The organism is Flavobacterium davisii (genome assembly GCF_019565505.1).
Lineage (GTDB): Bacteria > Bacteroidota > Bacteroidia > Flavobacteriales > Flavobacteriaceae > Flavobacterium > Flavobacterium davisii.
Genome location: NZ_CP067378.1, coordinates 3,336,346 through 3,350,454, shown reverse-complemented (window position 1 = coordinate 3,350,454; position 14,109 = coordinate 3,336,346). Strand labels below are relative to the sequence as shown.

Below are 14,109 nucleotides of genomic sequence, written 5' to 3'. Positions count from 1 at the left end.
TTTTGAATCCTTATTCCCGGGTTACTTTTAAGGCTTCTAGGGCATCTCCGCTTGAGGCTCTAGCAGAATTTTGTACATTAAAAATTACTTTATCTACTTTACGTTCTATTATTTTTTTTGAGGATATTATAGCTATTTCTTCTAATTCTTTTGTTTCGTCAGCATATAAAATTCCTAGGTTTATGTTTTCATCTACTTGAATATTTTTTTCTGCAATGGTTATTCCTAACTGCTTGATTTGTATATTATAATTTCCTTGTGCAATAGTTATTTTAAACTCTCCTTGTTCATTTGTTAATTGACTGGCTATTGCTTTATTTTCATTAGTTAATACAATTATCTCTGCCATTTTTATTGGTGTGTTAGTCTTTTTCATTAGTTTACCTGTAATGGTAAATTGTGCATTAATAATTATTGGATTTCCTAAAAAAACATCCAAAAAATAATTTGTTTTAGTTGTTGCATTCTTTATAATAAAATGTATTTTTTTAAATAATGGGGCTAATATTAATATTTCTTATTTTTTTTAAAATTTTAATCTAAACCTTTTCTTCTTAAAACTTTTATATCGAAGTCCTATTTCCTTAAATTTTAAAAACTAATATTTATTCAAGTGTTTATTCTTTATCTTTTGTTAAAGATATTCTGTTTCATTTCCTTTTCAATTCTACTTTATGATTTCAAATTTCAAGAGTATTCTCAACACATAAGCAACTGTTAATCAGTATATTTAAATTGAATAACGAAATTTAATTAGTTTTAAATTAACCTTGTTATGGTTTTTCCGTATATTTTGTTAATTTTTTAAAACAACAACTTATTTTAAAACAAAAAAAAGAGAAGGTTATACAAAACCCTCTCTTTTTAGTAATTTAGATTAAAAACAATCTGTTTATCTTGTAAATAATAATTCTCTATATTTAGTTAATGTCCACAATTCGTCGTCAACTAATAATTCTAATTTATCACAATGTTCACGGATTACATCGAAATAAGGTTTTACCTTGTCACAATATGCGTGTGCCATAGCTTCAGAAGAATCTAAATTATTAGCTTTCTTACGCTCTTCGATCATTTGATCTACATTTTTATTGATTCCTTCAATGTGTGCTGAAATTTCTTTAATTAAACCTATTTGTTCTTTAGCTACATTTTCAAAATCAGAACCAAAAATTTCTTTTAATCCTTTTACATTTTCGATTAGAATATTTTGATAACGAATAGCAGTAGGAATAACATGGTTACGAGCAATATCTCCTAAAACTCTTCCTTCAATTTGAATTTTTTAGTATATTCTTCTAATTCAATTTCATAACGAGCCTCTACTTCTACATGATTCATTACTCCCATTTCTTCAAATAGCTTAACCGCCTTTTCTGAAACTTTGGCTTTTAAAGCTTTCGGGGTGGTTTTATGATTACTTAAACCTCTTTTTTGTGCTTCTTCTTCCCAAGCATCACTATAACCATCTCCTTCGAATAAGATATTTTTAGTTTGTTTGATATATTCCCTTAAGATATTAAAAATAGCTTCATCTTTTTTCAAACCTTTTTCTTCAATTAAGGCATCTACTTCTGCTTTAAAAATTTTTAATTGTTTTGCTACAATTGTATTTAAAGTAGCCATAGAGGTAGCACAATTAGCTGATGAACCAACTGCTCGGAACTCAAACTTATTACCTGTAAAGGCAAAAGGAGACGTTCTGTTTCTATCTGTATTATCTAGAAATACATCGGGTAGTCTTCCTACTACGTTTAATTTTAGATCTGTTTTTTCTTCTGGTGATAATTTACCATTTGATACACCTTCTAATTCTTCTAACACTTTTGTTAATTGCTGACCAATAAATACAGAAATAATAGCAGGAGGAGCTTCGTTTGCACCTAATCTATGATCATTACTAGCAGAAGCAATAGAAGCTCTTAATAATTCTTCATAATCATGTACTGCTTTGATTGTATTTATAAAGAAAGTTAAGAATTGTAAATTACTCATTGGTGTTTTTCCCGGTGATAATAAATTAACTCCAGTATCAGTTGCTAAAGACCAATTATTATGTTTACCAGAACCGTTTACTCCTTTAAAAGGTTTTTCATGCATTAGCACTTTAAAATTATGACGTTCTGCTACCTTTTGCATTACATCCATTAATAAGGAGTTATGGTCTACCGCTAAATTTGTTTCTTCAAAAATCGGTGCTAATTCATATTGGTTAGGTGCTACTTCATTATGACGTGTTTTAACAGGGATACCTAATAACATACACTCATTTTCCAAATCGCGCATATAGTTTAGTACACGTGTTGGTATAGAACCAAAATAATGATCTTCTAATTGTTGGCCTTTAGCCGAAGTATGTCCTAGTAATGTTCTTCCTGTAGCTAATATATCAGGTCTAGAAGCAGCTAAAGCGGCATCAACTAAAAAATATTCTTGTTCCCAACCTAAAGTTGGTGTTACTTTTTTAACATTTTTATCAAAGTATTTAGCTACTTCTGTAGCTGCTGTATCAACAGCTTGTAAAGCACGTAATAGAGGTGTTTTATTATCTAATGCTTCACCTGTATATGAAATAAAAACGGTAGGAATACATAATGTAGTTCCAAAAATAAAAGCGGGTGATGTAGGATCCCATGCTGTATAGCCACGAGCTTCAAAAGTATTTCTTATTCCTCCATTAGGAAATGAGGAAGCATCTGGCTCTTGTTGTACTAATTGACTTCCTCCAAATTTTTCTACTGGGTCTGAGCCATCAAAAGATGTTTCAAAAAAAGCATCATGCTTTTCTGCTGTAGTACCAGTTAAAGGCTGAAACCAGTGTGTATAATGGGTTACTCCTTTTGACAAAGCCCATTCTTTCATTCCCATTGCTATATAGTCTGCAATTTTTCTATCAATTTTAATTCCATGTTGAATAGCATTCTGAACGGCTTTATAAGCTTCAGATGTCAAGAATTGACGCATTGCCTTGTCATTAAATACATTGGTTCCAAAAATGGAAGACTTTCTATCTAGTTCTTCTACTATTACAGTTGGACGACTCGTTGCTTTTTGAAGTGATTGAAAACGAAATGTTGCCATAAAAATATTATTATATAGTTTATACCTTGTTATTTTGAAACAAAAATATAAAAAATAATGTTTAAAAAACAAATACCCCTTTATTTTTTATACCTAAAACAAAAAAAAAAGATAGTATTTACAACAAACACCCCCCTTATTCAACTATTCAAAACAAAACATTTTTTATATTCTTTTTTCTATTTCGTACAAGAGGTTTGTGATTTTATATCTTTTTATTTACTCTATTTAAATTTTAAAAATACTGTAAAAGTATTTAAGTAAAATGATCTTCGAGTATTGCTAATAATTAGCGAAAAAATAACTTTTGATACCTATAAAGTAGTATGTATTTAACCTAGATTACGCATTAGACTTCGTTGTGAAACAAAATTTTTCAATAAATTCAAGTGCTCACGGAAAATTTTAGAAGAAGAAATAGTGAACTATTTTGATGATTAAAATTTGAGTACGTGCTTGAATTGGAAGAAAAATAAAGTGGAATAGATTTACTTCGTCTATTCGCTACACTCGGGTCTAATGCGTAATCTGGGTTTAATTGGTAACCTTAAAATATATTCTCCTTTTTTATATTATTTATCTGAGAAATAACCATTAATAATACGCCTATTAACATTAATAAAGAAATGTATACTAAAACTTCATTTGTAAAAGGTAAATAAATAGAAAAAAAAGGTAAACATCCTTGACTAAATAAAAAAACTTCATTTAAAATTACACCTATAAAAAATATGCCTAAACCTAATACTGTAACTTTTTTAGATGGTATCATTTTTTCTATAAACATAAAAGCTAATAAGAAAAATGTAATAATACATAAAAATATTAAATGCAAATAGGCAATTATTATTGTTCTATTACTGCATACAAAATCTTTTAGTTGATCTATTAATAGGCCTATTTGCAAAATAAATTTAAAATTAATTGCGAGTAATATAACTAAAAACATTCCTTTTAGGATTAGATTATTTTTCTTATATCTTTCTTTAAATTTTACAATAAAAATAGATTGCATCCTTAGCCAAAAATAAAAGTTTAAAAATGTAAAAATAACGGTTAATATAAATAACCATTTAGGAATTTTAACCCAAAGAATAGATAATGTATAAGTTATAATACAAGAAATAAAAAAAATATAAAAGGATTTTGTTAATTGTTTGGTTGTTTTTAAGTCTAATGGTAGTTTTTTTATAAATAATCCCATAATACTAAAGAAAAACCAACCATTATATTGAAAATGCAAATAAAAATAAATTGAAAAATAATATAGATTTTCGTTTATATTTTTTGTAGCTAACATGTAAGCTAAAAAAAAAGTCCCAAAAGAGGAAATGAAATTAAAAATGAGTCCTCCTTTAATCCACCTATTGGAGACCGTATTGTATTTATTATCTTTAAAAAAATAATATGAAAATAAATAGCTTATAATGATAGAAAAAGTTGATAGTAATATTGATATTAAACCATAACCTTGAATTATAAAAGAAAATAACATTCCATAAGAACAAAATAAATTTAAAACTAATACAATATTATACTTCTTAGAAACAAATTGTTCTTTTGATAATACTAATAAAAAAAATAATGTCTGACTAATCCAACCTGAAAAGGCAAAATGTGAATGTGAATGAAGAAGATTTTTTTGTTGAAAAAAAGAAACTCGAATGCAATTTTATAACGCATCAAAGTTCCTAAAATTACAACTATGAATAAATTAAAAATAGAAATGAATGCCCAATTTTTACTTATTCTTTTCATTAAAAATAAATTTTATGATTAATAATATCAATAACCCCCGTTTTTTTTAATTTTGAACAGGCACGAATAACGGTTTCTACCCTAAGTCCTGTAAAATTTGCAATTTCTTGACGAGTGAAAGGAATAAAAATTTTTTCCTGTATATCTTCAGGTTTTTGAATCATTAAGAAAGAAATTATTTTCTGTTCCGTATTTTGATTAATTATATCTTTTGATGATTTGGCTTTTCCAATAATTCTTTTAGATAAAATCTTAATAAATAATGTTTGTAGTTCTGGTAAGTCTTCAAGCATTTTAAAAAACTTATTTTTAGATAGTTTTAATACAATACTATCCTTCATACAAGCTGCTGTAGTTGGATAATTTTCATCAATAAATAAAGGGGGTTCACCAAAACTTTGTCCACTCGAAAAATATCCTTGAACAAATTCTTTTCCTTCTTCATTTCTATTAAACATTCGGATAGTACCATCTACAATAAAATAAAAAAACAAAGCGGATTCTCCTTCATTAAAAATTACTTCATTTCTCTTTAGTTTTTTTTCTATTGCTCCATGTTTTATAAATTCATCATAATATTTAATCATATTCTACTTGTTAAAACTAAATTCATTTAAAATCTAAAATCACAATTGTATCCTCTTGTTTAGAAAGAAAAAAAATAGATCGTCTACTATAAATATTTTATGAATTTTATAAGATATAGAATATTGCAAGGATTTTTAAATTTTATCCCTCTTCCTTGTTTTTTAGATTTTAAAAAGTTGCAAAATCATACGAAATTATTTTTTTATAATCTAAGGATTATAATTGCAGGTTTCTTTAATAGTAGGAACTGAAATATTTATCTTATAATTTATCTATTACAGTAGTTACTTATAGTTAATAGGATAAAAATATCTTATTAAAAGATATTATTTTATGATTTTTATCATTATTTAGTATTTTAGAAACGTATTCCCTTTTTTAATACCAGAAGCCAATTCATCTAGTGTTGTACTTTTAAAAACTTTTAATAATTTGGATTTTATATCTTTGTATTTATCATGAAAGGGACACGGATGATCTTCTGAACAATCTCTTAATCCAAGACCACACCCCCTAATCATAGAGCCACAATCTAAAGCTTCAACAATTTCCAGAAGTGTAATTTTTTTTAATTTATATTTTTCTATATAAAAGCCCCCTCCACTGCCTTTTGATGATGAAACAATATCTTTATGAACTAGCTTTTGTAAAATTTTAGCCGTAAATGCCATAGGAGAATCGATTTGATCTGCAATCTGTTTTTGACTTATTTTTTTATTAATAACAGATTCTGAGGCAATAAAAATTGTTGCTCGAATTCCATATTCACACGTTTTAGAAAACATATTTTTTTTACAAAATTATTTATAAAAAATGAAATAAGAGAAATATTTATCATATTAATAAAATTTAATGAATGATCTTATCATAAGATAAAAAAATAAAACCGTTTCAATAAATTGAAACGGTTTTATAAGTTTTATAAATCTTTAATCACAAATTCACTTCTACGATTTAACTCATGTTCTTCTTCGGTACAAGATTCTTCACTGGCACATTTTATAACAGGTTGGCTTTCTCCATATCCTTTTGCTATAATTCGTTTAGCATCTATTCCTTTATCTATAAAATAGTCTTTTGTAGCCGTTGCTCTATTTTCAGATAAGATTAAATTATATGTTTTTCCTCCTCTAATATCCGTATGAGAGCCAATTTCTACAACCATATCTGGATATTTTTTCATTAGATCAATTACTTTATCTAATACAGGTTTGGAATCACGACGAATGTACCACAAATCATAATCAAAATAAATTGGATCTGTTTTTATAACTAATTTATCTTTTTGAGCTATAATATCTTTTTCTTTAGCTAAAATTTCTTTTACTTTTTCTTTTTTCTTTTCTTCAGCTATTACTTTTTCTTTTTCTTTGGCTTCTTCTTCTGCTCGTTTTTTAGCTAGTTCAGCAATATTTTTTTCTTCTTGAATTTTAGCTAAAGATCTTAATTTCATTGAAGCGTCGTTATCTTTATTACGTTCTTTTTGAATTAATAAGGAACGATTATCATCTGTGTATTCTTCTTTTGAGGCTTTTATAAGATAGCTTTTTTCACATTCAACTGTAAACCTAAATTTACCATTAGAATCTGTAGAAATCATTTCTATATCTTTTTTATTTATTAAATCAAATAAAATAACCTTTGCTCCTTCTAATGGAAGAGCAGTATCTATATCTGTAATTATACCCGTTATATATTGTTTACAGTCTTCTACAATGAGAGGTTTAATTTCTGATAGAGAATACAGATCATCCCCTCCTTTTCCTCCTTTTCTATTAGATGAAAAAAAACCTTCTTTTGTATTTGAATCAATATTAAAGGCAAAATCATCTACTCCTGAATTTATAGGTAAGCCAATATTAGTTGGTCTTAAAAAGTTATCATTTATAATATCTGAAACAAAAATATCTAAAGCTCCAAAACCTATATGTCCGTTAGAGGAAAAATATAATTTGTTATCTTTTGATATAAAAGGGAATTGTTCACGACGTGTAGTATTTACTAAATCTCCTAAATTTTTTGGTTTTTCAAAGAGGCCTTCATTAATTTCGACACTATAAATATCAAAAGAACCTTTACCACCAGGCATATCTGATGAAAAATAAAGTATTTTTTCATCAGGGCTTAAAGCTGGATGAGCTGTAGAATAATTGGGATTATTAATAGGTAATGAAGTTATATTTTTCCATTTACCATCTATTAATTGGGCTTTGTAAATGTGTAATACTGATATTTTCTCATTGTTTTTAGCTCTTTTCCCATTTTTTTTTGTGTAATTTTTTGTAAAATACATCGTTTTGCCATCAGCTGTAAAAATGGGAGTGGCTTCGTGCATCGACGATTTTAACTCATTTGCAAAATAATTCACAATTGAGTCTTTTGCATTAATATTTGATAAAGGGACTGAAACTAAATTCAGATATGATTCGTTATTCCACTTATATATTTTATCAAAAAAACTAGTTTCTTTTTAGCAGCAGCATACACTAATTTGTCATTATAAATAACAGCTCCAAATTCTGATTTATTTGTATTAACTTCTAAATTTTTAATTTTATAACGTTCACCAATAGCTATTACATTTTCTAATGTTTTAAGATCTTTTTCTAATAATGTTAATTCAGATGACTTTCCTCTCTTGGAATAATAATCAATTAAAACTTGATTCGCTTCTGCATAATTAGCGGTAGCTTTTAATGACTCTGAAAAACGGAAATAATATTCTTCGGATAAATCTTTTCCATAGTTTTTAATTAAAAAACGATAGTATCGTTGTGCATTTTTTAACTCATTAGTAAAATAATAACAATCTCCAAGATTTTGTATAATTTCTTGTGAACGATTTTTAACTACTAAATTTTCATATAAAGGGATTGCGTCACTGTAATAGGTTCTATTAAAGTATTTTCTTGCACGTTCTAAATTATTTTCTTGGGAAAATCCGAATGACGAAAATAACATAATTGATATATATAATAATCTTTTCATACGCTTAAAACTTATTTTTTAGCTCTATATATTGTATACTTTTAATCATTTTTGATATAAATGAATTAGCTTAGGGAATTATTTCTTTTTATAAGCTACAATACATTGTTTTTTAAACTTTTTAAATTAGAATCTTTATAAAAACATTTTAATATCTATTATTTTTAAAAGAATCGTGGTGATTTATCATATCCTTTTCTTAATAAATCTAGATTAAAAATTAAGAATACTTCGTGTGTTCCTGAATTAAAACGTCCTAAATTAGATAATGTATGATCGTATGAATAACCTAATTTTAAATTTGTAGTGGCATTAATAGCCATTAATCCACTTATGGAATCATCTAGTCTATAAGAAGCTCCTAATTCAAAACGATTATTATATAAAACATTTGTTGAAAGATCTAAAGATAATGGAGAACTTTTAACCATTTTTGCCATAACGGAAGGTTTAACTTTCCACATTTCATTTATTGTAAAAACATAACCAGTAGTAGCAAATAGATGTATTTCTTCTGATCCCAGCGCATTAATTCCTTGGCGTTCTTCAATATGTTTTGTAGGTAATAAATTAGGTGCTGAAATTCCTATATAGTATTTATCTGTAAAATAATAAGCACCAACTCCTACACTTGGTTTAAAAGCATTTATATTGTTATTAAAAGCTTGATCTGTAGTAGTATTTCCAGTTTCTAATTGAAATCCATTAAAATTTGTTGTCAAATTTGTAAAACCTGCTTTCATCCCGAATGATAATTTTTGACTTCCTTCAAACTGAAGTATATAGGCAAAATCAGCATAAAAATTATTTTCTTTTTTAGCACCACCCCCTATATTGTCTGTTATGAGTGAAACTCCTAGCTCTATTTTTTTATTAACAGGTATATGGGCAAAAGCGGTCATTGTTTTTGGAGCTCCAACAGCTCCAACCCATTGTGAGCGATAGAGAATTCCTAAATCTAAAACAGATTCTTTAGCCGTGGCATACGCTGGATTTACCACGTTCATATTATACATATAATGCGTATATTGGGGATCTTGTTGAGCAAAACTCATAAGAGTCATTAAAAATAAATAGATTATATATAGATATTTTTTCATTGATTTTTTACTTTAATGAGATTAACGATTCAGATATAAACGTCCTTGTTTTGCTGGTGTATTATCTTTATTAAAATTAATTAAATAGAAATATACATCATTAGGGACTACTGTATCAACCAAACTACTTGAAGCAGTATTTTTTCCATCCCATTCTTTATCTTTATTTCCTTTAAATAATAAATTCCCATATCTATTATAAATTTCTATGGTATAATTAGGATAAACAAACTCTATATTGGGAATATGAAAAGTATCATTTATCCCATCTCCATTAGGAGAAAAACCATCTGGAATAAAGAAATTATAAGGAACGTCACATCCTGTTAATGAAATTGTTACGGTTAAAGCTTCTTTTGATTTACATTTATTTACTGAATTTGTACTAAATCCATAATAAGTCATTCCATCTTGTAACATTGTAGAAGCTAATATTAAATTTCCTCCTGTTAAAGCATCATACCATTCTATAGTAGAGGAACTATTTGTTTTATTAGACAGATCTTTTATTGTAGGTTTATTTAATCCGCAAAATGTTTCTCCATTTGGATTTAATATTGGACTATCAACAATGTCAATAGTAACATTTACAAGTACTCGTTTCGTTTCACAACCAGTTTTCAAATTTATTTTTGAAACATAATATTTACCCGTTTTTAAAGGAGAGCTAGTAGATAATGCGGTAATAGATTGATCGGAAGTATACCACAAATAATCATTCCCTTCTGGTTTTAGATTTTTTATTGTAGCATTTTCTGTTTCACAGAAAATTTGATCTGATGTAATAGGCAATTCTGGATAATCATATATTGTAAAAAGATCTATAATATTACTTAAGTTTACACTACAAGAACTATCAATGTTGGTTAACTCAGTTAATAATATTGTCGTAATCCCTGTGTTAGTTAATAATTCTTTAGGTAAAACAAATTTTGCCTTTCCAGAAACTATATCTAAATTTATTTCATTATTTTGAGAATTGTTAGCTCCGTTAAGAGCATATATTAATTTTACTTTTTTTAAAGATTCTAAACCTGTAAGCTGTACTTCAACTGTCTTATCTTTACATACATCATTAACCAATACTTTTAAATTAGGAACGACAGGTAAAGGTTTTACATTAAAAATGTTTTTTAAATCAACTATACTTGAACAACCTGTTTCACTATTCGTTATGTTTGTAATTGTAATTTCTGTTTTTCCTGCATTAAGCAATAAGTTTTTAGGTAAAATAAAGTTTACAACGCCATTCAATACGTTAATATTTAGGAATTGATTAACAGTTATATTAGCGCCAGTTAAATTATATAGAATGGAATAATTTCCATTCTCTAATAATAAAGCATTCTTTATGGTTACATCAGCATCATGATTTTGACATACCTCATTTACAGTTAAAATACTGTTTTCAATATTAGGTAATGGATTAATTTTAACTGTTTTTGACTGATCTATAAAATTATTAGGACAGATTCCTAATGCTTTAGAATATACAACATCTTTAACAGTAACTAAATAGTTACCTGTTTTTTCAAATGATATATTAGGGATACTAAAATTAGCAACTCCCTTTTTTAAATTCAACTATTTCATCATAATCAGTAGCAAATCCAGAAACATTATAGTATACTCTATAATAACCATCTGGCATTAGAATTGGCGTTTGGGTCAACTTAGCATTAAAAGAAGTTGTTTTAACTTGATCAATACATCTTTTATCAGGAGTTACATCTACTACTAAATTTGAGTAATCTATGAATTCTTCTATTGTTATTTCTAATGTTGATGTTTTCTTAGAACATATTGGATTAGTCGGATATACTTCATAGGTAAAGGAATAAGAACCCGCACCAAATTTTTTATAAATTCTCTCAATATTTATAAAGGAATCTGTTAAAGAAGTAATTTCACCTGTTTTATTGTTATCATACCATCTTCCTCCTGAATCTTCCCCTTCTAATCTATCAAATAGATTTATGTTTTGATAGACTGAAAAATCTTCATTACTACAGATTTTAATGGGCAAAGGTGTCCCTTCTTGAGCTGGAGGATAAACGGTTAATTGTGCTATAACTCTACTCGCTGGACATTCTTTTACTTCATTTACAGTGTAAGAAAAGGTATACGTTTTAGGTGATTTTAAATTTTCTGAAGAAGCATTAAACAAATTAGATGAAACACCTAAACCATTGGTTTCATTAACCCATACTCCATTAAATTGTGGCCCTATATTGTTAGGCCCTGTACCATCAAATAATAGAAATAAATTATAACTTTGATCACCACAAGCAGTTCCGTTTGGTCCTCGGAATACCTGAATAATTTCCTACAGTTACTTCTACAGTCCCTGTATTATCTGCACATCCAGAAATATTTGAAACAGTGTAAGTATACTTATACTTACCACTTCTTCTAATTTTCTGAGCATTTAAAATACCTGTTATAGGATTTAATCCACCTGATAATTCATCATCTAACCAAACTCCTCCTCTAACAGGATTTCCTCCTAATAAGGAAAATAAATCAATAGTTCTACTATTGGGATTAGTAATATCACAAACCGTAATAACACCTGAATCATCTCCTCCACATTGAGCTTTAGAAGTCTGACTAGATAAAATTACAAATACGAATAGGAAAATTGTGGGAGCAATTTTCCAAATAAAGGGTAACGTTCTATTCATTTTCTATGAAAATTTAAGCAAAAGTAAGTAATGTTAAGATTTTGAATTATATTATAGATAAAAATCGACAAAAAACAGTTTTAATCGCTAAAAAACACTTTTCATAGAAGAAAAAAGAGACAATAACACTTGAAGTATGTCTAATTATCTTTAGAAAATTAAAAATGCTACAAATACTCTATTTAATAAAAGTTTAAAATAAAAATGGTTCAAACGAAATTTTTTATAAATACTAAGCTCCTTTAATATCTTAATACTTTAAAGCACAATTTAAAGTATTGAATATGTATTAAATTTAATTAAATAAAACAAGTTTTTAAAAACTCACATTTTATCTATTCAATATAAATTTACAAATAAAAAAATAAAAAAACTATATACAACAAAAATATCACACTAAAAGAATTGAATATTTTGTTTTTATATAAAAATAAGACAAAATATTATAAAAACGCGTGTTTTAAAGTGTTCTTAAAACATTTCAAAATTTATTTATATACTATATTAAAAATTTCAATTTTCAATTATTATAATTTCTTTATAAAAGTATATTGTACTACTCTTAGCATAATAATAAACTTCTTTTTTATTAAACTAATGAGAGTAAAATTTTAGTAATTTTTAATTTCTTTTATCTTCTTAAACTCTTTTACTATCATTACCATATCTAACATATAATTTAGGCTTAATTAATTTTAGATAGTCACTAGAGATAAAAATAACTTAGCATCTAAAAGTACTCTGTTTTTTGCGACCAAATGTAGTAAAACTAAGTCTTTAGTAAAAATTTTCTTATATTTTATTCCTTTTACTTTACTCTTTTTATTCAAAAAATCATTATTTAGTTGTATTTTTAAAACAAAAAAAGAAATTAAAACTATTTAATTTTTTTATTTTAAATGATTCTATTTTCATCACAATTAATCATTTTCTATTTGTAGTTTTGAATTAATAAATTTAAAACTACAAGGATGAAAAAAATTTTAATTACTGGAGCAAGTGGTGGTCTTGGAAGATTAACTGTATTAACATTGTTACAAAAAGGACATCAGGTTGCAGCTTCAATACTTGACATTAATGGTAAAGACAGAACAATAGCTGAAGAATTAAAACAAGCAGGTGCAAAAATAATTGAAATTGATGTTACAAACGAGGATAGTGTAACGAATGGAGTAAAAAAAGCCATTTCAGATCTTAAAGGCTTAGATGTTTTAATTAATAATGCAGGTTTAGGCGTTATTGGAATTCAGGAACTTTTTACACCTACTGATTTTCAAAAAATTTTCGATATTAATGTTTTTGGTGTTCAACGTATGAATAGAGCTGTTGTACCATACTTTCGAGAAAAAGGAGAAGGATTAATCATTTATACATCTAGTATACTTGGTAGAATAGCATTACCTTTTTATGGAACTTATCAAGCATCTAAATGGGCTCTAGAAGCATTAGCTGAAAATTATAGAGTAGAACTTTCGATATTTGGAATAGAAAATTGTATAGTAGAACCGGGAGGTTTTTTAACTTCATTTTCCGAAAATCTTTTAAAAACTAGTGATATTGATCGTGAGTTAACTTATGGTGATTTTGCAAAAGCTCCTGAAAACGCTTTGAAAAATTCTGAAAATCTTTTAAAAAACAATCCACAACAAGACCCACAAAAAGTAGCTGATGCCTTTTCAGAACTTATTGATAAACCAAAAGGAGAAAAACCTTTCCGTACAGTAGTAGATTTTATAGGTATGGGTGAACATGTTCAAAAATACAATGATCATTTAGAACAAATTATGTTGGGCATTTATAGTAATTCTGGAAACGAAAATATGTTACGTGTAAAAAAATAAGACTATCCGAAAAGGTACAATCTTGTCCATTTTGACTATCCAAAGAAGTTTTATCGAGCTCCTCATTAC

The 14,109-nt window shown here is 26.9% G+C and carries 11 protein-coding genes and 1 pseudogene; 1 reads left to right on the top strand and 11 read right to left on the bottom strand.

Going from position 1 to position 14,109, the window contains the following annotated elements; genetic code table 11:
- Positions 1-10 precede the first annotated feature (10 nt).
- The 11 genes and pseudogenes from JJC05_RS15925 to JJC05_RS15880 all read right to left on the bottom strand — a co-directional run bounded on the left by JJC05_RS15925 (position 11) and on the right by JJC05_RS15880 (position 12,199).
- Positions 11-439, bottom strand: a complete 429-nt coding sequence (locus JJC05_RS15925; RefSeq protein WP_235877855.1) for a carboxypeptidase-like regulatory domain-containing protein — start codon at positions 437-439, stop codon at positions 11-13.
- A 453-nt stretch (positions 440-892) separates the two neighbouring features.
- A pseudogene (locus JJC05_RS15920) lies at positions 893-3,081 on the bottom strand (glutamine synthetase III family protein).
- A gap of 547 nt (positions 3,082-3,628) precedes the next feature.
- Positions 3,629-4,576, bottom strand: coding sequence for a hypothetical protein (locus tag JJC05_RS15915; RefSeq protein ID WP_235877853.1), 948 nt, complete (start codon positions 4,574-4,576; stop codon positions 3,629-3,631).
- 262 nt (positions 4,577-4,838) lie between these two features.
- Entirely contained in the window at positions 4,839-5,426 is a 588-nt protein-coding gene (locus tag JJC05_RS15910; protein WP_235877851.1) for a Crp/Fnr family transcriptional regulator, read from the bottom strand.
- Between the two features lie 351 nt (positions 5,427-5,777).
- Positions 5,778-6,212 (bottom strand): RrF2 family transcriptional regulator, encoded by a 435-nt coding sequence (locus tag JJC05_RS15905; RefSeq protein WP_105197153.1) that lies wholly within the window; start codon positions 6,210-6,212, stop codon positions 5,778-5,780.
- Positions 6,213-6,346: 134 nt separating this feature from the next.
- Positions 6,347-7,795, bottom strand: coding sequence for an OmpA family protein (locus tag JJC05_RS15900; protein WP_258929312.1), 1,449 nt, complete (start codon positions 7,793-7,795; stop codon positions 6,347-6,349).
- 47 nt (positions 7,796-7,842) lie between these two features.
- Positions 7,843-8,415: a tetratricopeptide repeat protein gene (locus tag JJC05_RS17745; RefSeq protein WP_258929311.1), complete on the bottom strand. Its 573-nt coding sequence runs from the start codon at positions 8,413-8,415 to the stop codon at positions 7,843-7,845.
- A 164-nt stretch (positions 8,416-8,579) separates the two neighbouring features.
- Positions 8,580-9,515: a PorP/SprF family type IX secretion system membrane protein gene (locus tag JJC05_RS15895; protein WP_235877848.1), complete on the bottom strand. Its 936-nt coding sequence runs from the start codon at positions 9,513-9,515 to the stop codon at positions 8,580-8,582.
- 21 nt (positions 9,516-9,536) lie between these two features.
- A complete protein-coding gene (locus tag JJC05_RS15890; RefSeq protein WP_235877846.1) occupies positions 9,537-11,099 on the bottom strand; it encodes a gliding motility-associated C-terminal domain-containing protein in 1,563 nt (520 codons plus the stop codon).
- Complete coding sequence (locus tag JJC05_RS15885) at positions 11,074-11,682, bottom strand: hypothetical protein (RefSeq protein WP_235877844.1); 609 nt, start codon at positions 11,680-11,682, stop codon at positions 11,074-11,076. The genes JJC05_RS15890 and JJC05_RS15885 overlap by 26 nt, the downstream gene beginning before the upstream one ends.
- A 112-nt stretch (positions 11,683-11,794) precedes the next feature.
- The gene (locus JJC05_RS15880) at positions 11,795-12,199 is read right to left on the bottom strand and encodes a hypothetical protein (RefSeq protein ID WP_235877843.1); all 405 of its coding nucleotides are present in this window, start codon (positions 12,197-12,199) and stop codon (positions 11,795-11,797) included.
- Between the two features lie 971 nt (positions 12,200-13,170).
- Here JJC05_RS15880 and JJC05_RS15875 point away from each other — a divergent pair.
- Positions 13,171-14,040 (top strand): SDR family oxidoreductase, encoded by an 870-nt coding sequence (locus tag JJC05_RS15875; RefSeq protein WP_088394565.1) that lies wholly within the window; start codon positions 13,171-13,173, stop codon positions 14,038-14,040.
- Positions 14,041-14,109 lie beyond the last annotated feature (69 nt).

Bases quoted from the DNA above. Each gene is read 5' to 3' on its own strand.
- JJC05_RS15910 (WP_235877851.1), bottom strand. From the start codon at position 5,426: ATGATTAAATATTATGATGAATTTATAAAACATGGAGCAATAGAAAAA.
- JJC05_RS17745 (WP_258929311.1), bottom strand. From the start codon at position 8,415: ATGAAAAGATTATTATATATATCAATTATGTTATTTTCGTCATTCGGA.
- JJC05_RS15880 (WP_235877843.1), bottom strand. From the start codon at position 12,199: ATGAATAGAACGTTACCCTTTATTTGGAAAATTGCTCCCACAATTTTC.
- JJC05_RS15915 (WP_235877853.1), bottom strand. From the start codon at position 4,576: ATGTTATTTTCTTTTATAATTCAAGGTTATGGTTTAATATCAATATTA.
- JJC05_RS15895 (WP_235877848.1), bottom strand. From the start codon at position 9,515: ATGAAAAAATATCTATATATAATCTATTTATTTTTAATGACTCTTATG.
- JJC05_RS15875 (WP_088394565.1), top strand. From the start codon at position 13,171: ATGAAAAAAATTTTAATTACTGGAGCAAGTGGTGGTCTTGGAAGATTA.
- JJC05_RS15905 (WP_105197153.1), bottom strand. From the start codon at position 6,212: ATGTTTTCTAAAACGTGTGAATATGGAATTCGAGCAACAATTTTTATT.